Origin of the sequence: Streptomyces showdoensis, assembly GCF_039535475.1 — a bacterium.
Taxonomy (GTDB): Bacteria; Actinomycetota; Actinomycetes; order Streptomycetales; family Streptomycetaceae; genus Streptomyces; species Streptomyces showdoensis.
Genome location: NZ_BAAAXG010000028.1, coordinates 552,675 through 568,237 on the forward strand (window position 1 = coordinate 552,675; position 15,563 = coordinate 568,237).

General features: G+C 72.3%; 18 protein-coding genes and 2 pseudogenes. 1 reads left to right on the forward strand and 19 read right to left on the reverse strand.

Features of this window, described 5'->3' with window-relative positions; translation table 11 throughout:
- Nucleotides 1–19: 19 nt before the first annotated feature.
- Both tsf and rpsB read right to left on the reverse strand, forming a co-directional pair.
- Nucleotides 20–856, reverse strand: coding sequence for a translation elongation factor Ts (tsf, locus tag ABD981_RS37090; RefSeq protein ID WP_046905495.1), 837 nt, complete (start codon nt 854–856; stop codon nt 20–22).
- Nucleotides 857–967: 111 nt separating this feature from the next.
- Entirely contained in the window at nt 968–1,852 is an 885-nt protein-coding gene (rpsB, locus tag ABD981_RS37095) for a 30S ribosomal protein S2 (RefSeq protein WP_046905494.1), read from the reverse strand.
- A gap of 253 nt (nt 1,853–2,105) precedes the next feature.
- Between rpsB and ABD981_RS37100 the strand changes: the two are divergent.
- Nucleotides 2,106–2,450, forward strand: a pseudogene (locus ABD981_RS37100) (peptidoglycan DD-metalloendopeptidase family protein); the annotation flags it as partial.
- Between the two features lie 122 nt (nt 2,451–2,572).
- Here ABD981_RS37100 and ABD981_RS37105 read toward each other — a convergent pair.
- The 17 genes and pseudogenes from ABD981_RS37105 to ABD981_RS37185 all read right to left on the reverse strand — a co-directional run bounded on the left by ABD981_RS37105 (nt 2,573) and on the right by ABD981_RS37185 (nt 15,424).
- Entirely contained in the window at nt 2,573–3,133 is a 561-nt protein-coding gene (locus ABD981_RS37105) for a TetR/AcrR family transcriptional regulator (protein WP_046905493.1), read from the reverse strand.
- 57 nt (nt 3,134–3,190) lie between these two features.
- Nucleotides 3,191–4,027 (reverse strand): RNA polymerase sigma factor WhiG, encoded by an 837-nt coding sequence (whiG, locus tag ABD981_RS37110; protein ID WP_046905492.1) that lies wholly within the window; start codon nt 4,025–4,027, stop codon nt 3,191–3,193.
- 245 nt (nt 4,028–4,272) lie between these two features.
- Complete coding sequence (gene dprA, locus ABD981_RS37115; protein WP_046905491.1) at nt 4,273–5,436, reverse strand: DNA-processing protein DprA; 1,164 nt, start codon at nt 5,434–5,436, stop codon at nt 4,273–4,275.
- Nucleotides 5,433–7,046 (reverse strand): YifB family Mg chelatase-like AAA ATPase, encoded by a 1,614-nt coding sequence (locus tag ABD981_RS37120; protein WP_046905490.1) that lies wholly within the window; start codon nt 7,044–7,046, stop codon nt 5,433–5,435. Before ABD981_RS37120 ends, dprA begins: the two co-directional genes overlap by 4 nt.
- The gene (locus ABD981_RS37125; RefSeq protein WP_046905489.1) at nt 7,046–7,411 is read right to left on the reverse strand and encodes a YraN family protein; all 366 of its coding nucleotides are present in this window, start codon (nt 7,409–7,411) and stop codon (nt 7,046–7,048) included. Before ABD981_RS37125 ends, ABD981_RS37120 begins: the two co-directional genes overlap by 1 nt.
- A gap of 108 nt (nt 7,412–7,519) precedes the next feature.
- Nucleotides 7,520–7,828, reverse strand: a complete 309-nt coding sequence (locus ABD981_RS37130; protein ID WP_005311352.1) for a DUF2469 domain-containing protein — start codon at nt 7,826–7,828, stop codon at nt 7,520–7,522.
- A gap of 55 nt (nt 7,829–7,883) precedes the next feature.
- A complete protein-coding gene (locus ABD981_RS37135; RefSeq protein WP_046905488.1) occupies nt 7,884–8,378 on the reverse strand; it encodes an NUDIX hydrolase in 495 nt (164 codons plus the stop codon).
- Entirely contained in the window at nt 8,375–9,124 is a 750-nt protein-coding gene (lepB, locus tag ABD981_RS37140) for a signal peptidase I (protein WP_046905487.1), read from the reverse strand. The genes ABD981_RS37135 and lepB (ABD981_RS37140) overlap by 4 nt, the downstream gene beginning before the upstream one ends.
- Nucleotides 9,125–9,189: 65 nt before the next feature.
- A complete protein-coding gene (lepB, locus tag ABD981_RS37145; protein WP_046905553.1) occupies nt 9,190–10,155 on the reverse strand; it encodes a signal peptidase I in 966 nt (321 codons plus the stop codon).
- Entirely contained in the window at nt 10,070–11,170 is a 1,101-nt protein-coding gene (gene lepB / locus ABD981_RS37150) for a signal peptidase I (protein WP_046905552.1), read from the reverse strand. Before lepB (ABD981_RS37150) ends, lepB (ABD981_RS37145) begins: the two co-directional genes overlap by 86 nt.
- Nucleotides 11,163–11,975, reverse strand: coding sequence for a signal peptidase I (gene lepB / locus ABD981_RS37155; RefSeq protein ID WP_046905486.1), 813 nt, complete (start codon nt 11,973–11,975; stop codon nt 11,163–11,165). Before lepB (ABD981_RS37155) ends, lepB (ABD981_RS37150) begins: the two co-directional genes overlap by 8 nt.
- Nucleotides 11,976–12,014: 39 nt before the next feature.
- Nucleotides 12,015–12,365, reverse strand: a complete 351-nt coding sequence (gene rplS, locus ABD981_RS37160) for a 50S ribosomal protein L19 (RefSeq protein WP_046905485.1) — start codon at nt 12,363–12,365, stop codon at nt 12,015–12,017.
- A 128-nt stretch (nt 12,366–12,493) separates the two neighbouring features.
- Nucleotides 12,494–13,316: pseudogene (trmD, locus tag ABD981_RS37165) on the reverse strand (tRNA (guanosine(37)-N1)-methyltransferase TrmD).
- Nucleotides 13,313–13,876, reverse strand: a complete 564-nt coding sequence (rimM, locus tag ABD981_RS37170) for a ribosome maturation factor RimM (protein ID WP_046905483.1) — start codon at nt 13,874–13,876, stop codon at nt 13,313–13,315. Before rimM ends, trmD begins: the two are co-directional and overlap by 4 nt.
- A 117-nt stretch (nt 13,877–13,993) precedes the next feature.
- A complete protein-coding gene (locus tag ABD981_RS37175) occupies nt 13,994–14,233 on the reverse strand; it encodes an RNA-binding protein (RefSeq protein WP_030206382.1) in 240 nt (79 codons plus the stop codon).
- Nucleotides 14,234–14,235: 2 nt separating this feature from the next.
- The gene (gene rpsP, locus ABD981_RS37180) at nt 14,236–14,673 is read right to left on the reverse strand and encodes a 30S ribosomal protein S16 (RefSeq protein WP_046905482.1); all 438 of its coding nucleotides are present in this window, start codon (nt 14,671–14,673) and stop codon (nt 14,236–14,238) included.
- A 157-nt stretch (nt 14,674–14,830) separates the two neighbouring features.
- The gene (locus ABD981_RS37185; RefSeq protein ID WP_046905481.1) at nt 14,831–15,424 is read right to left on the reverse strand and encodes a hypothetical protein; all 594 of its coding nucleotides are present in this window, start codon (nt 15,422–15,424) and stop codon (nt 14,831–14,833) included.
- Nucleotides 15,425–15,563: the final 139 nt, after the last annotated feature.

Sequence of the window (15,563 nt, forward strand, 5' to 3'; positions counted from 1 at the left end):
GTGTCCGTTGCTGACGGACTCAGATGCCGACCTTGATGCGGGCGAAGCGCTTCAGGGTGACACCGGCCTCGTCCAGGACCTTCTGGACGGACTTCTTGTTGTCAAGGGCGTACGGCTGGCCGAGCAGCGTGGCGTCCTTGAAGAAGCCGTTGAGGCGACCCTCGACGATCTTGGCGATCGCGGCCTCGGGCTTGCCCTCGGCGCGGGTGGTCTCCTCGGCGATGCGACGCTCGGACTCGACGACGTCGGCCGGGATGTCTTCCTTGGTCAGGTACTTCGGGGCGAACGCGGCGATGTGCTGCGCGACACCCTTCGCGACCTCGGCGTTCTCCTTGTCCAGCTCGACCAGGACACCGATCTGCGGGGGCAGGTCGGGCATGGTGCGGTGCATGTACGCGGAGACGTAGCCGTCGGCGAACTGCGCGAAGCGGTCGAGGACGATCTTCTCGCCGAGGTTGGCGTTGGCCTCGTCGACGAACGCCTGGACGGTCTTGCCGGGCTCGATCTCGGAGGCGAGGAGCGCCTCGATGTCGGCCGGGGCGGTGGCGGCGACGTGCGCGGCCAGCGCGTTGGCGACGGCGAGGAACTTGTCACCCTTGGCGACGAAGTCCGTCTCGCACTTCAGCTCGACGATCGTGCCGGCGGTGTTGTCGTCCGCGATGAGGGAGACCACGGCGCCGTTCTCGGCGGAGCGGCCCTCACGCTTGGCGACACCCTTCTGGCCCTTGATGCGCAGGGCCTCTACGGCCTTGTCGACATCGCCGTCGGCCTCGTCCAGGGCCTTCTTGCAGTCCATCATGCCGGCGCCGGTGAGCTCGCGGAGCTTCTTGACGTCAGCGGCGGTGTAGTTCGCCATGAGTCTGTTTCTCTCTCGAAGTCTGAAAGATCGGGCGGGTCCACGGGTGGACGGCGGGGGCTTCGTGGGCCCCCGCCGTCGTCACCCGAAGGTCCTCAGGGTCCTGAAGGGTCAGGCCTGCTCGGCGTCCGCGGCCGGAGCCTCGGCGACGACCTCGGCCTCGGCGGCCGGAGCCTCGACGGCCGCGGCCTCGGCGGCCGGAGCCTCGTCGGCCTTCTTCTCACCCTCGAGCAGGTCGCGCTCCCACTCGGCGAGGGGCTCGCCGGCGGCCTTCTCGCCCGGCTTCGAGTCGCCGGTCGCGGCGCCGGAGCGGGCGATGAGGCCCTCGGCGACGGCGTCGGCGATCACGCGGGTGAGCAGGGTGACGGAGCGGATCGCGTCGTCGTTGCCCGGGATCTTGTAGTCGACCTCGTCGGGGTCGCAGTTGGTGTCGAGGATCGCGACGACCGGGATGTGGAGCTTGCGCGCCTCACCGACGGCGATGTGCTCCTTCTTGGTGTCGACGACCCAGACGGCGCTCGGCACCTTCTGCATCTCGCGGATACCACCGAGGGTCTTCTCCAGCTTGGCCTTCTCGCGGGAGAGGACCAGGAGCTCCTTCTTGGTGAGACCGGAGGCGGCCACGTCCTCGAAGTCGATCTGCTCGAGCTCCTTGAGGCGCTGCAGACGCTTGTAGACGGTCGAGAAGTTGGTGAGCATGCCGCCCAGCCAGCGCTGGTTGACGTACGGCATGCCGACGCGCGTCGCCTGCTCGGCGATGGCCTCCTGGGCCTGCTTCTTCGTACCGACGAACATGATGGAGCCGCCGTGCGCGACGGTCTCCTTGACGAACTCGTAGGCGCGGTCGATGTACGACAGCGACTGGAGCAGGTCGATGATGTAGATGCCGTTGCGCTCGGTGAAGATGAAGCGCTTCATCTTCGGGTTCCAGCGACGGGTCTGGTGACCGAAGTGGACGCCGCTCTCCAGCAGCTCCCGCATCGTGACGACGGCCATGGCCATCTCCTTGGGTTCTCGGTTGTGTTCCTGACGCCCCGGACGCGCCGTGCCACGAGGGACCGAAAGGCGCTGCCATCCGTCACGGAGACCGATGGCGGGGCGTGCGAAGTCGACCCGGTGACCCGGGTCGCCATGGAAAGTGTACGGGACCGTGAAGGCAGCGGGTGACGGCGCTGTCCACAAGGGCCCCGTCGTCCACAGATCCGGGCCGCCCCGGGGCCGGCGGCGGTGCGGCGGGCAGCCTGCCGTCATGCGCCACGTCACGCTGCTCCTGCTGTCCCTGCTCACCGCGGTCTGGCCCCTCGGACCGCCCCGTCCCGAGGTCCTGCGCGGCTTCGAGCCGCCTCCCGGGCCGTACGCGGCGGGTCACCGCGGGGTCGACCTGGCGGCCCCGCCGGGCACCCCGGTGCGGGCCCCCGCGGCGGGCACGGTCGCCTTCGCGGGCCCGGTCGGCGGCCGCGGGGTCCTCACGATCACCCTCACGGGTACGGGCCTGCCGCCGCTGCGCACGACGTACGGGCCGGTGGAGCCGCTGGTCGGGGCCGGCACCCCCGTCCGCCCCGGTGAGGTGGTGGCCCGGGTCGCCCCGGGCGGGCACTGCCCGCGGTCCTGTCTCCACTGGGGGCTGCTGCGCGGCGACCGGTACGTCGACCCGCTGGCGCTGGTGCGCGGCGGCCCGTCCCGGCTGCTGCCGGTGCCGCCGCCTCCCCGGGCGGCTCAGGCGCCGCGGACGCCGCCGAGGGCCATGGAGACCGCCGCCTCGGTGATCACGGCCGGGTCCTCGGCCGCGCCGAGCTCGATGCGGCGGACCGCCGCGTCCACCACGCCCTGGAGGAGCATCGCCTCCAGGCGGGGCTGGGGGCGGCCCAGGGCGGTGAGGGCGTCCACGATCATGGTGACCAGGCCGCCGTGCGCGGCGCGGATCTTCTCGCGGGCGCCGTCGTCCAGCTCGCTCGCGGAGATCGCGACCACCGCGCGGTGCCGCCGGTCGCCGACCAGCGCCAGCTGGGTGCGCACATAGGCCTCGACCTTGCCCTCGGCGGTCGTGGCACCGGCCATGGCCGCCTCGACCTCGGCGGCCCAGACCGGGAAGTCCACCGCGCACAGCTCCTCGACCACGGCGGCGCGGGAGCGGAAGTACTCGTAGACCGAGGAGCGGGCCAGGCCCGTCCGCTCGGCGAGGGCGGGGAAGGTCAGCGCCTCCGTCCCGCCTTCGGACAGCAGGGATCGCGCGGCGTCCAGCAGGGCGCCGCGCTGCATCGTCCGGTGCTCGGCCACGGAGGCCGCTCGAATCCTTGGCACGGATCCACTGTACGGCGGGAGCGCCCCGCCCCGTCAGCGCCCTACGTCGGCCAGCTTGGCGCGCAGCTGGAGGACGGACTTGGTGTGGATCTGGCTGACCCGGCTCTCGGTGACGCCGAGGACGTGTCCGATCTCGGCGAGGGTGAGGCCCTCGTAGTAGTAGAGCGTGACGACGGTCTTCTCCCGCTCGGGGAGGGTGTTGATCGCGCGCGCGAGCAGTCTGCGCAGCTCACGGTCCTCGGCGACCTCGACGGGGTTGTCGGCGGCGGTGTCCTCGAGGGTGTCCATCAGGGAGAGCCGGTCGCCGCCCTCGCCGCCGACGTGCAGCAGCTCCTCCAGCGCGACCACGTTGGCGAGGGACAACTGGCTGAAGACGGAGTGCAGTTCCTCCAGGCTGACGCCCATCTCGGCCGCGACCTCGGGCTCGGAGGGGGTGCGCCGCAGCTGCGCCTCCAGCGTGGCGTAGGCCCGTTCGACGTTGCGGGCCTTCTGCCGGACGGAGCGGGGGATCCAGTCGAGGGCCCGGAGTTCGTCGATCATCGCGCCGCGGATGCGGGTGATGGCGTAGGTCTCGAACTTGATGGCCCGCTCGACGTCGAACTTCTCGATCGCGTCGATGAGTCCGAAGACCCCGGAGGAGACGAAGTCCGCCTGCTCGACGTTGGACGGCAGGCCGACGCTGACGCGTCCGGCGACGTACTTCACGAGGGGCGAGTAGTGCAGGATCAGCTGCTCCCGCAGCCGCTCGTCGCCGCTGTCCTTGTACGAGCGCCACAGCTCGTCGAGCGAGGTCGGTGCGGGCGGTCGCACGGGGCCCCGGGCTGCTGGGGGCACCGCAGCGCGGTCAGACCCGGAGGTGTGCTGGGGCATGCGTCGCCTTGAGCCGTTCTGCTGTCGGGTGTGGAGGAGTCGGTCCGTCGGTCGGGAGGGGGATGCCCGTGAGCGTAGCGTGAGTGGGCTGTCGCGGTGCGCGAACGTCGGCGGATCGCGCCGGTCCGGGTGGACACCGTCGGCCATGTCTTCGAACGGGGGCCGTGGCGCGCGTCGGCCCCTCGGACGTGACCGAGAGAACTCGAATGCTCATCCTCATCACCCTTTCACCCGAATGCTCCAGGTCAAGTACCGCCATGCCGGGCGTTCGAGGCTTCTGTCCTTCTGTTCGTCAACTGCCAGTCGTCCTGCCGTCGTTCGACGAACCCCAGGGAGTGGAGTTCGTACAGCTTGGCGAGGGTGTGGTCGGGGTGGGTGCCGGCCCGGGCGGCGATCTCGGCGAGGGCGGCGGGGCTTCGGCCCGGAAGGGCTTCGAGGACGCGGGCGGTGTCCGGGGCGAGCAGGTCGCGGGGCAGGACCGGGCCCCGGCGCGCCGGGGCCAGCCGGCCGATGGCGCCGACCAGTTCCTCGACCTCGTCGGCGTCGGTGACGAGGGTGGCCTCGCCGCGCAGGAGTTCGTGGACCCCGGCGGAGAGGCCGCTGGTGACCGGGCCGGGGATCCCCATCACGTGGCGGCCGAGCCGGGCCGCGGCGCGGGCGGTGACCAGGGAGCCGCTTCGGTACTCGGCCTCGACGACGACGGTGCCGCGGGTGAGGGCGGCGATCACGCGGTTGCGCAGCACGAACCGGCTGCGGGTCGGGTGGGCGCCGGGCGGGAGTTCGCCGAGGACCAGCCCCTGTTCGGCGATGCGGCGGATGAGTCGGGCGTGGCCGCGGGGGTACGGCACGTCGACTCCGCAGGCGAGGACGGCGACGGTGGCGCCGTCGGAGCCGAGGGCGCCCCGGTGGGCGGCGCCGTCGACGCCGAACGCCGCTCCGGAGACGACGACCCAGCCGCGCTCGGCGAGCCCGGCGGCGAGGGTGGCGGCGGTGTGGGCTCCGTAGGGGGTGCAGGCGCGGGCGCCGACGACGGCGACCGAGCGCAGGGCCCAGCCGCGCAGGTCGGCGGGTCCCCGGACCCAGAGGCCGAGGGGGCGGGCATCCTCCAGGTCGTCCAGCTGGCGGGGCCACTCGGGATCGCCGGGGACGAGGAAGCGCCCGCCGAGCCGGGCGACGAGGTCGAGGTCCCGGTCCGGTGCGGCCGTGCGGGCCCGGCGCCGCCAGCCGTCGACGCGCCGCTCGCCGGTCCCCTGGAAGGGATCGGCGAGCGGGCCCCCGTCCTCCCGCAGCAGCCGCAGGAAGCCGGCCGCCCCGTGCCGGCGCAGGGCGCGGCCCGCGTGTTCGTCGCCCGGTTCGACGACGTGGGTGAGGGCGGCGCGGGCGAGCCGCTCGCGCTCCTCGGCGGTCACCGCCGGTCCCCCGCGCCGACGGGGACGCCCCGGGCGATGCCGGTGCGCAGTTCGAGGGCGAGCGCGAGGTCGTCGGCGCCGGGCCGGTCGCGGCCCGCGAGGTCGGCGACGGTCCAGGCCACGCGGAGCACCCGGTCGAGGCCGCGGGCGGTGAGCAGGCCCCGCTCGATGTCGCGTTCGGCGGCGGCCAGGGCGCCGGGCTCGGTGACGTACCGGGTGCGCAGCTCGTGGCCCGGGACCTCGCTGTTGACGGTCCAGGGGGTGTCTGCGAGCCGGGCGGCGGCGCGGGCCCTGGCCTCGCGGACCCGGTCGGCGACGGCGCCGCTCGGCTCGCCGCGCCCGCCCTGCCCGAGGAGGTCGGAGCGGGTGACGGGCTCGACCTCGACGCGCAGGTCGACGCGGTCGAGCAGGGGGCCGGAGAGCCGGGCCTGGTAGCGGCGGATGAGGGAGGCGGGGCATTCGCAGCCGGCGCCGTGAAGGGTGTGGCGGCCGCAGGGGCAGGGGTTGGCGGCGAGGGCGAGGAGGAAGCGGGCGGGGAGCCGGACGACTCCGGCGGCGCGGGCGACGACGACGTGGCCGGATTCGAGGGGCTGGCGCAGGGCGTCGAGGGACTTGGTGGAGAACTCGGGCGCCTCGTCGAGGAAGAGCACCCCACGGTGGGCGAGGGAGACCGCGCCGGGCCGCGGCAGTCCGTTGCCGCCGCCGACGAGGGACTGCATGGTCGCGGAGTGGTGGGGCGCGCAGTAGGGCGGGCGGTGGACGAGGGGTTCGCCGGGCGGGAGGATCCCGGCGACCGAGTGGACGGCGGTGACTTCGAGGGACTCCTGGCGGGTGAGCGGCGGCAGGATGCCGGGGAGCCGCTCCGCGAGCATGGTCTTGCCGGCGCCGGGAGGTCCGGTGAGCAGCAGGTGGTGGGCGCCGGCGGCGGCGATCTCCAGGGCGCGGCGGGCGGTGTGCTGCCCGGCGACGTCGGCGAGGTCGGGCCCGTCGGAGGGGTCGGCGGCGAGTCCGGTGCCGACCCCGGCGCCGGGGACGAGGAGTCCGGCGAGCATGGGGTCGGGCCGCCCCTCCTCCAGCGGCTGCTCGTCGGGGACGGGTTCGTCGGAGAGCACGGCGATGAGCTGGCGCAGGCTGCGGACGCCGAGGACCGAGACGCCGGGCACGAGGGCGGCCTCCCCCGCGGTCCGTTCGGGGACGACGACCTGCCGGTATCCGGCCTCGGCGGCGGCGAGCACGGCGGGCAGGACGCCGCGGACGGGCCGGACCCGGCCGTCCAGGCCGAGTTCGCCGATGAGGACGAGGTCGGCGATGCTGCGCGGGTCGATGCGCTCGGCGGCGCCGAGCACGGCGGCCGCCACGGCGAGGTCGAATCCCGAGCCGCCCTTGGGCACGGAGGCGGGGCTGAGGCCGACGGTGAGTTTCTTCTGCGGCCATTCCGCCTGGGAGTTGACGATGGCGGCGCGGACCCGGTCGCGGCTCTCGGTGAGGCTCTTGTCGGGGAGTCCGACGAGGGTGAAGGCGGCGACCCCGGCTTCGAGGTCGGCCTGGACCTCGACGACGACGCCCTCGACGCCGACCAGGGCGACGGAGCAGGTGCGGGCGAATCCCATCACGCCACCCCCCGGGCGTGGGTGACGACGGGTGCGCCGCGCCGGGGCAGCAGGACGCCGACGAGGTCGATGCGGACGCCTCCGCCGGCGGGCGGGCCGCCGTGTCGGTCGAGCCAGCAGGCGGCGAGGCGCCGCAGCCGCTCGGCCTTGCGCGGGCTGACGGCGGCCATCGGGTGTTCGAAGGCCCCGTCGCGGCGGGTCTTGACCTCGCAGACGACGAGGGTGTCGCCCTGGCGGGCGACGATGTCGATCTCTCCGGTGCGGCCGCAGCGCCAGTTCCTGGCGAGGACGTGCAGGCCGGCCGCGGTCAGCCGGCGGGCGGCGAGCTCTTCCCCGTACCGCCCGAGTGCTCGGGTCGCGTTCATTCGGTACCACCTCCGGCACCGACTGTGACGCAGCCCGCACGCCCCGTGTGCGGGGCTGTGGACGAGGGGGCGACTGGGGAAAACCCGGCCACCCGTTCGGGTGGACCGTCAGCTGCCGGGGAGTTCCAGGTCGCTCTTGTTGAGCTCCTCGATGTTCACGTCCTTGAACGTGAGGACGCGGACCTGCTTGACGAACCTGGCCGGCCGGTACATGTCCCAGACCCAGGCATCGGCCATCGAGACCTCGAAGAAGACCTCGCCCTGGACCGAGTGCACCTGCATCTCGTAGTCGTTGGTGAGGTAGAAGCGCCGCTCGGTCTCGATCACGTATTTGAACAGCCCGACGACATCGCGGTACTCCCGGTAGAGCTTGAGCTCCATCTCGGTCTCGTACTTCTCGAGGTCCTCGGCACTCATGGCATGTTCCCCTTCAGCCGTGCGTCCCCCTATTGTGCGCCGGTCGCACGGGCCCCTAAACGATTTCCGGGGCGAGAACGAGCGGCGCGCTGGGAGGTCCTTCGTCGAGCAGCGTCTGCAGCAGCTCGGCGAGTCTGTTGGGGTACACCGTCTCACGGGCCGCCGACAGTTCGGCGGAAGTCCACCACCTCAGGCCGGCCACACTGCGGGCCTCCAGCTCGGTGAGGCCGGCCGGGGCGGTCTCGGTCCGGGTGGTGCGGGCCAGGTAGTACCACTCGTCCTGGTTCCAGCGGCGCCCGTCGAAGGGGAACGAGCAGTAGCGCTGCCAGAGCACGGGCCCGAGCTCGACCTCGGTGATGCCGGTCTCCTCGGCGAGCTCGCGCAGCGCCGCCTCCTCCCGGCCCTCGTCGCCCTCCAGCCCGCCGCCGGGGGTGAACCACCAGGTCTGCGCGGGGTCGTCGGGTTCGTAGCCGTGCAGGAGCAGGATGCGGTCGTCGGGGTCGAGCAGGACGACCCGGGCCACCCGCCGGGTCTCGGCCGCGTGCGTCATGCGCTCACCCTGTCCCTGCCGCCTCCGGAAGCCGGGGCCGGCTTCCGGCCGCCCAGCCCGGCCAGCGGGCCGTACGCCGCCCCGCCGAGGATCAGTACGCACCCGGCGACGATCGCGTAGAAGAGCGGCGCGACCGGTCCGGGCCCGGAGATGCCGCCGGGCAGCGCGGCGAAGCTCGCGGGCCGTTCGAGGACGGCCGGGGAGGGCCAGGCGACGGCGTCGACGCGGCCGACGACGGAGGAGGCCGGCACGGCACCGTGGCCGGCGTCCTGGAGGTGGGAGCGCGAGTCCACCGAGTTGCGCCGCTCGTCGCCGAGGAGGAAGAGCTTCCCCGCCGGCAGGGTCGTGGAGAACGCGTAGTCCGAGGCGGGCTGACCGGCCGGCAGATACGGTTCCTCGACCGGCTTGCCGTTGATCAGGAGCCGCCCGTCGTCGGCGCCGGTGACGGTGTCGCCGCCGACGCCCACCACCCGCTTGACCATGGTCACGTCGCCCCAGAGCGGGTCGGTGAAGACGACGATGTCGCCGCGCCGGACCTCCGAGCCGTCGATGCGCTCGGCCAGCACCTTGGAGCCGACCGCGAGGGTCGGCGTCATGGAGTCGCTGGGCACCGTGTACGGCTGGTAGAGCACGGCGCCGAGCGCGAAGCCGCCGAGGAAGAGCACACAGCCGACGGCCACGGCCAGTCCCGACAGCACCCTGCCGAGACGGCCGCGGCCGTCGTTCGTACGCGGTTTGACGCTCATGGGCACCTCAGGGGTCCGCGGACCGTCCGTGCGACGGTCCGGGAGGGCACCCTACCCGCGGGTCGCTACTCGGCGGTATGACGTGCGGCGAGCTTCTTGCGGCGCCACAGCACCAGCGGAAGCGCTCCCGCGACACCCGCCGCGCCCGGGGCGACGGCCAGTGCCTGGCTGAGGCCGGGCTGGTCGAAGGTGGACGGCACCGGCAGGGTGGCCCAGCGGGTCACCGGCCAGGCGATGACGACGGCCCGGCCGACGACCTCGTCGTTGGAGACGGTGCCGCCGCCGGCGAGCTCCTGGTGGTAGCGGGAGTCCAGGGAGTTCTGCCGGTTGTCGCCCATGACCCAGATGCGGCCCTCGGGGACCTTGATCGGGCCGAAGGCGGGCTCGCAGGGCACGGAGCCGGGGTACAGGTACGAGGTCTCGTCCAGCTCCTTGCCGTTGACCGTGACCTTGCCGCCCTCCTTGCAGGAGACCGTGTCGCCGCCGACCGCGATGACCCGCTTGATCAGGTCCTTCTCCTCGGCGGACGGCATGAGGCCGATGAAGCTCAGGACCTTCTGCACCACGTTGGGCTCGGGCGTCTTGCCCTCCTCCAGCCAGCCGCCCGGGTCGTGGAAGACGACGACCTCGCCGCGCTCCGGCTCCGAGCCGAACCACGGGGTCAGCTTGTCCACGAGCACCCGGTCACCGCGCTGGAGGGTGTTCATCATCGAGTCCGAGGGGATCGAGAACGCCTGCACCAGGAAGGTCTTGATCAGCAGCGCGAGGATCAGCGCGATGCCGATGAGCAGCGGCAGCTCCTTCCAGAAGGAGCGCGGCTTCTTCGCGCCGCCGCTGCCGCTCCGGCCCGCGCCGTCGCCGCCGTCACCGGTGTCGCCGGGCGGGGTGGCACCCTGGTCCGGGCCCTGGTCGGAGCCCGCGTCACCGTCCCGACGGCCCGTGGAGTCATCCGTCATGGCCGCCACCTGTTGGGCGGGCCGATCGGGCCTCTTCTCGGGCTCGTCGTGTCCGGATCGTGCGCCGACGGCCAAATCCCCCACATCCACTCCTCAATCCGTGCAAACGCCCGTCCCGGAACAGGGACAGGCCCACCACTCCCATAACGAGCGGGAGTTCCGCAGGGGTCGGGAGCCAGGGCAATCCGTTCAGATTCCGCTGGGACACACTATGCGACACACCCTGCGCTCCGGCCCCGTCCACCGCGCCGTCCTCGGACCCGGAGTCCGCGGCGGCCACGGAGGCGAAGGCCGACCGTTCTTCCAGCCGTCGCCAGTGGCCCACCGGCCAGGCGATGACGACGGCGCGGCCCACGACCTGGTCCTCGGAGACCGTGCCGTGGTCCTTCTCGTCCAGGTGATAGCGCGAGTCGGCGGAATTGGCCCGGTGGTCGCCCATGACGAAGATCCTCCCCTGCGGGACCTTCACCTCGAAGGGGATGTTCGACGGTGCGTTCCCGGGGTGCAGATACGGTTCGTCCAACGGTACGCCGTTGACGGTGATCCGTCCGTCGTCGCCGCAGCACTTCACGGTGTCCCCGCCGACCGCGACCACCCGCTTGATCAGGTCCTGGTCGTCGGCGGAGGGCAGCAGCCCGATGAAGGTCAGGGCCTGCTTGACCTGCTTGACGCCCACCGGGTCGTCGGCCGGCGGCGCGGTCTCCTGCTGGAGCCAACCGCCCGGGTCCTTGAAGACCACCACGTCACCGCGCTGGGGCCGGGAGCCGAACCAGGGCGTGAGCTTGTCGACCAGCACCCGGTCGTCGATCCGGATCGTCTGCTCCATCGAGCCGGACGGGATCACGAAGGCCTGCACCAGGAAGGTCTTCAGGACCAGGGCGATCAGGACGGCGACGGTGACGAGGAGCGGGATCTCCCTGAGGGCGGAGCGCTGTCGGCGCCGCTTCACCTTGCGGGCCAGCCGGCGCCGCTCGGCCCGGCCGGGCAGCGTACGGACGCCGTCCTCCGGGCCGTCTCCGGTGCCGGCCGAGCCGCCCGGGTCGCCCGAGGGGCCCTGGCGGCCTTCGGGCGCCCGGCCCCGCCTACCCATGGCCCCGTCCGGAGCCGCCCGAGGGGCTCCCCGGGCTCCCGGCGTGGCCACCACCCGTCCAGTCGGGCACGGCGGCGAAGGCGTCGGTGCCGGGAACGGTGGACCAGCGGCCGAAGGGCCAGCCGATCCAGTCCGCGCGCCCGACCACCTTCTCGACCGGGACCATGCCGCCGCCGGGCTGACCGAGGTGGTCGCGGGAGTCGCTGGACTGGCTGCGGTGGTCGCCCATGACCCACAGGGTGCCGGGCGGCACCACGATGTCGAACGGCACCCTGGACGGCTGGTCGCCCAGCATCACGTAGCGCTCCTGGACGGGCGCGCCGTTGACGCTGATCCGGCCGTCCTTGTCGCAGCAGACCACCCGGTCGCCGCCGGTGCCGACGACCCGCTTCACGAAGTCGGTCTCGTCGGGCTCGGCGAGGCCGAGGGCGGCGGCCGCGTCGTGGAACAGCCCGGTGACCGGGTTGCCCGACGGCTCCTCGCGGACGAAGGACCCGGTGCCGTCGAAGACGACGACGTCACCCCGGCGCGGCTCGTCGCCGAAACGGTACGCCAGCTTGTTGACCAGGATCCGGTCGCCGACCTGGAGGGTGGGCTCCATGGAGCCGCTGGGCACCAGGAAGGGCTGCAGCACGAAGTGGCTGAACACCAGCAGGAAGACCATGCAGGCCGCGCCGATCAGCCCGGTACGGCGCCAGGTGAGCGGTCCGGAGCCCCCGAAGGGCCCGGACATGCGCGCGGAGCGCGATCGCTCCTCCTCGTCGGAGGAGCGATCGCGCTCCGAGTGCTGTGCTTCGGTGTCCATCGGGGGCAGAGCTTATCCCGCCACCCTGTGGACCGTGGGTCAGCGGTCGCGCTTCTCCTTGATCTTCGCGGCCTTGCCGCGCAGCTCACGGAGGTAGTACAGCTTGGCGCGACGGACGTCACCGCGGGTGACGAGCTCGATCTTCTCGAAGATCGGGCTGTGCACCGGGAAGGTGCGCTCGACGCCGACGGAGAACGAGACCTTGCGGACCGTGAAGGACTCGCTGACGCCCGAGCCCTGACGGCGGATGACGACACCCTTGAACTGCTGGATACGGGAGCGGTTGCCCTCGATGACGCGAACGTGGACGTTCACGGTGTCGCCGGGGCGGAAGGCCGGGACGTCGGAGCGCAGCGAACCGGCGTTGACCTGGTCGAGCAGGGAGGCCATGGAGGTCTCTTTCCTCGCTGATGCCACAGGTCATCAGCGGTACGTACGAATGATGAGTGAGCGCCGTGCGTCCCTGGCGGGCGTCGTCCCCCTGTGGCAGGGGCGCGCGCCGGACGTACGACAGCGGCCTATTCTTCCACGGCCTGCGGCCTGCGCCAAAATCGGCCGCCGGGCTCGGGGGCCCAACCCATCATGGAGAGGATCTCCCGGTCCTTCTTGTCGAAGGCGGCGGGGTCGCAGCGCTCGATCAGGTCGGGGCGGTTGGCCGCGGTGCGCCGGAAGGCCTCGTCGCGCCGCCAGCGCGCGATCTTCCCGTGGTGCCCGCTGAGCAGCACGTCGGGGATGCCGCGGCCGCGCCACTCCGGGGGCTTGGTGTAGACCGGGCCCTCCAGGAGGTTGGCCATGGCGCCGGGGGCGAAGGAGTCGTCCCGGTGCGACTCGGCGTTGCCGAGGACGCCGGGCAGCAGCCGGGCGACGGCCTCGGTGACGACCAGGACGGCGGCCTCGCCGCCGGCCAGCACGTAGTCGCCGATGGACACCTCGTAGACCGGCATCCGGGTGGCGTACTCGTCGATGACCCGGCGGTCGATGCCCTCGTAGCGGGCCGGCGTGAAGATCAGCCAGGGCCGCTCGGAGAGCTCGACGGCGAGCTCCTGGGTGAAGGGCCGGCCGCTGGGGGTGGGGGACGACGAGGACCGGGCCGTGGGCGCCTGCCTCGAAGCCGTCGGCGAGGGTCTGGTCGAGCGCGTCGCCCCAGGGGTCGGTCTTCATGACCATGCCGGGGCCGCCGCCGTACGGGGTGTCGTCGACGGTGTTGTGCCGGTCGTAGGTCCAGTCGCGCAGGTGGTGGACGTGCACGTCGAGCTGGCCGCGGGCGCGGGCCTTGCCGACCAGCGACACGTTCAGCGGTTCGAGGTACTCCGGGAAGATCGTGACGACGTCGAGCCTCATGCGCGGTCCTCGGGCTCGGCGGCGTCCTCGCGGGCGGAGGCGATCTCGGCGCGGTCGTCGATCAGGCCGGGCGGCGGGACGATCACGGCCCGCTGGTTCTCCAGGTCGATCTCGGTGACGATCTCCGAGACGAAGGGGATCATCACCTCGCTGCCGTCGGGCCGCTCCACGATGAAGAGGTCCTGGGACGGCAGGTGGGAGATCTCGGAGATCACGCCGATCTCGGTGCCGTCGGCGAGGACCACGTCGAGGTCCACGAGCTGGTGGTCGTAGTACTCGTCCTCCTCCTCGGGAAGCTCCTCGGGGTCGATCTCGGCGATCAGGAGGGTGTTGCGCAGGGCCTCGGCGCCGGTGCGGTCCTTGACTCCCTCGAAGCGCAGCAGGAGGCGGCCGCTGTGCACCCGGCCGGTCTCGATGGTGAGCGGCCCGGTGGAGGCCGGGTCGGTGAGCAGGACGGCTCCGGGGCCGAGCCTGAGCTCGGGCTCGTCCGTCCGCACTTCGACGGTGACCTCGCCCTTGATCCCGTGGGCGCGGCCGATCCGCGCGACTACCAGCTGCACTTCTCCACTCTCTCCTGTCTCTCCCGGGGGTACGACGTCCGTACGCCCATCGGGCGGGTACGACAACGGGCCGGGGCGGGCGCTAGGCCCTCCCCGGCCCGTGCCGGTGTTCTCTTCTCAGCGCACCTGGTCCACGTCGACGAGGTCGACGCGGATGCCCCGGCCGCCGATGGCGCCCACGACGGTGCGCAGCGCACGCGCGGTGCGGCCGTTGCGGCCGATCACCTTGCCGAGGTCCTCGGGATGGACCCGAACCTCGAGCACACGGCCGCGACGCAGGTTGCGCGAGGCGACCTGCACATCGTCGGGGTTGTCGACGATGCCCTTCACGAGGTGCTCGAGAGCCTCCTCGAGCATGCTCAGGCCTCGGTGGTCTCGGTGGACTCGGCCTCGGCCTCGTCCGCCTTGGCCTTCTTGGCCTTCGGGGTGATGGCCTCACCCTTGGCGTCGCCGCCCTCGAGAGCCTTGGCGAACTCGTCGAACGAGGCGCGCTTGGCTTCCTTGGTCGCCGGAACGAGCAGCGGCTTCTCCGGGGCCGGCAGGCCCTTGGCCTTCTGCCAGTCGCCGGTGAGCTTCAGGATGGCGAGAACCGGCTCGGTCGGCTGGGCGCCGACGGACAGCCAGTACTGCGCACGCTCGGAGTCGACCTCGATACGCGACGGGTTGTACGTCGGGTGGTAAAGGCCGATCTCCTCGATCGCGCGACCGTCCCGACGGGTGCGGGAGTCGGCGACGACGATGCGGTAGTGGGGCTGGCGGATCTTGCCGAGGCGCTTGAGCTTGATCTTGACTGCCACTGGAGTGGTGTCTCCTGGTCTTGACGTGGTTGGGCACCAACGGGATGCCACGTGGGGTTGCGGAACCCGAGGGGCCCGGAGGACGCGTCAGCCGGAGGAGAGAGGGGTCCTGTGCGACTGTCGAGTACAGCTAGCCATTGTGCCACACACCGCGAGGTCAGCCTGCGGCGCCCACGGTCTCCGGGATGCGGAAGGGCTTGCCGCAGCCGCCGCAGACGATCGGCGCCTGGGCGAGCACGGACGGGACCACGCGCACGTTGCGCCCGCAGTCGCAGACGGCCTTGACCCGCACGCCGCCGCCCGAGGAGCCGTGCCGGGCGGCAGGTCCGCGGAAGGAGCGCTTGGTGTCGGCGGCGGTCGCGACGGTGTGGGCCTTGAGCGCGCGCTGGAGCCGCTCGATGGTGGGCCGGTAGCGGCGCCTGGCCTCCGCGTTCAGGGTGACCAGGGAGAAGCCGCTGCTGGCGTGCGGTTCCTCGGGATGGTCCAGGCCCAGCTCCTCGGCGATCGCGAGGAATCTGCGGTTGTGATAGCGGCCGGCCCGGGAGGTGTCGCGGACACCTCGGGCGGCGGCGATGCCGTGGACTGCCTCGTGGAGCAGTCGCTCGAAGGAGAGCTCGGCGCCGCAGGCGGACGAGGACTCTCCGATCAGGGACTCGGGCGCGGCAAGGTCCGGCAGCTCGGGGTGGTACCGCTGAATGTCGGCCCACGCCTGTGCCAGCTCTGCGGCGAGAACAGGGGGTGTCGTGCTCACGTCGGGTACAACGAGCCTGATCCCCTCCGGGTTCCATTCCGGGGCATCCCAAATATTTTGCACGTACCCGTCAGTTGCCCTGGTTGCCCGTCAAGCCGGTGCGTAGCGGCGCATACGCCCCGGCGCGCGGTGGTGGCAC

Bases quoted from the DNA above. Each gene is read 5' to 3' on its own strand.
- lepB (WP_046905487.1), bottom strand. From the start codon at position 9,124: ATGAGCGTCAAACCGCGTACGAACGACGGCCGCGGCCGTCTCGGCAGG.
- lepB (WP_046905486.1), bottom strand. From the start codon at position 11,975: ATGGACACCGAAGCACAGCACTCGGAGCGCGATCGCTCCTCCGACGAG.
- ABD981_RS37175 (WP_030206382.1), bottom strand. From the start codon at position 14,233: ATGCTCGAGGAGGCTCTCGAGCACCTCGTGAAGGGCATCGTCGACAAC.
- lepB (WP_046905552.1), bottom strand. From the start codon at position 11,170: ATGGGTAGGCGGGGCCGGGCGCCCGAAGGCCGCCAGGGCCCCTCGGGC.
- tsf (WP_046905495.1), bottom strand. From the start codon at position 856: ATGGCGAACTACACCGCCGCTGACGTCAAGAAGCTCCGCGAGCTCACC.
- ABD981_RS37130 (WP_005311352.1), bottom strand. From the start codon at position 7,828: ATGAGTGCCGAGGACCTCGAGAAGTACGAGACCGAGATGGAGCTCAAG.
- rplS (WP_046905485.1), bottom strand. From the start codon at position 12,365: ATGGCCTCCCTGCTCGACCAGGTCAACGCCGGTTCGCTGCGCTCCGAC.
- ABD981_RS37125 (WP_046905489.1), bottom strand. From the start codon at position 7,411: ATGAACGCGACCCGAGCACTCGGGCGGTACGGGGAAGAGCTCGCCGCC.
- rpsB (WP_046905494.1), bottom strand. From the start codon at position 1,852: ATGGCCGTCGTCACGATGCGGGAGCTGCTGGAGAGCGGCGTCCACTTC.
- ABD981_RS37135 (WP_046905488.1), bottom strand. From the start codon at position 8,378: ATGACGCACGCGGCCGAGACCCGGCGGGTGGCCCGGGTCGTCCTGCTC.
- whiG (WP_046905492.1), bottom strand. From the start codon at position 4,027: ATGCCCCAGCACACCTCCGGGTCTGACCGCGCTGCGGTGCCCCCAGCA.
- ABD981_RS37120 (WP_046905490.1), bottom strand. From the start codon at position 7,046: ATGGGATTCGCCCGCACCTGCTCCGTCGCCCTGGTCGGCGTCGAGGGC.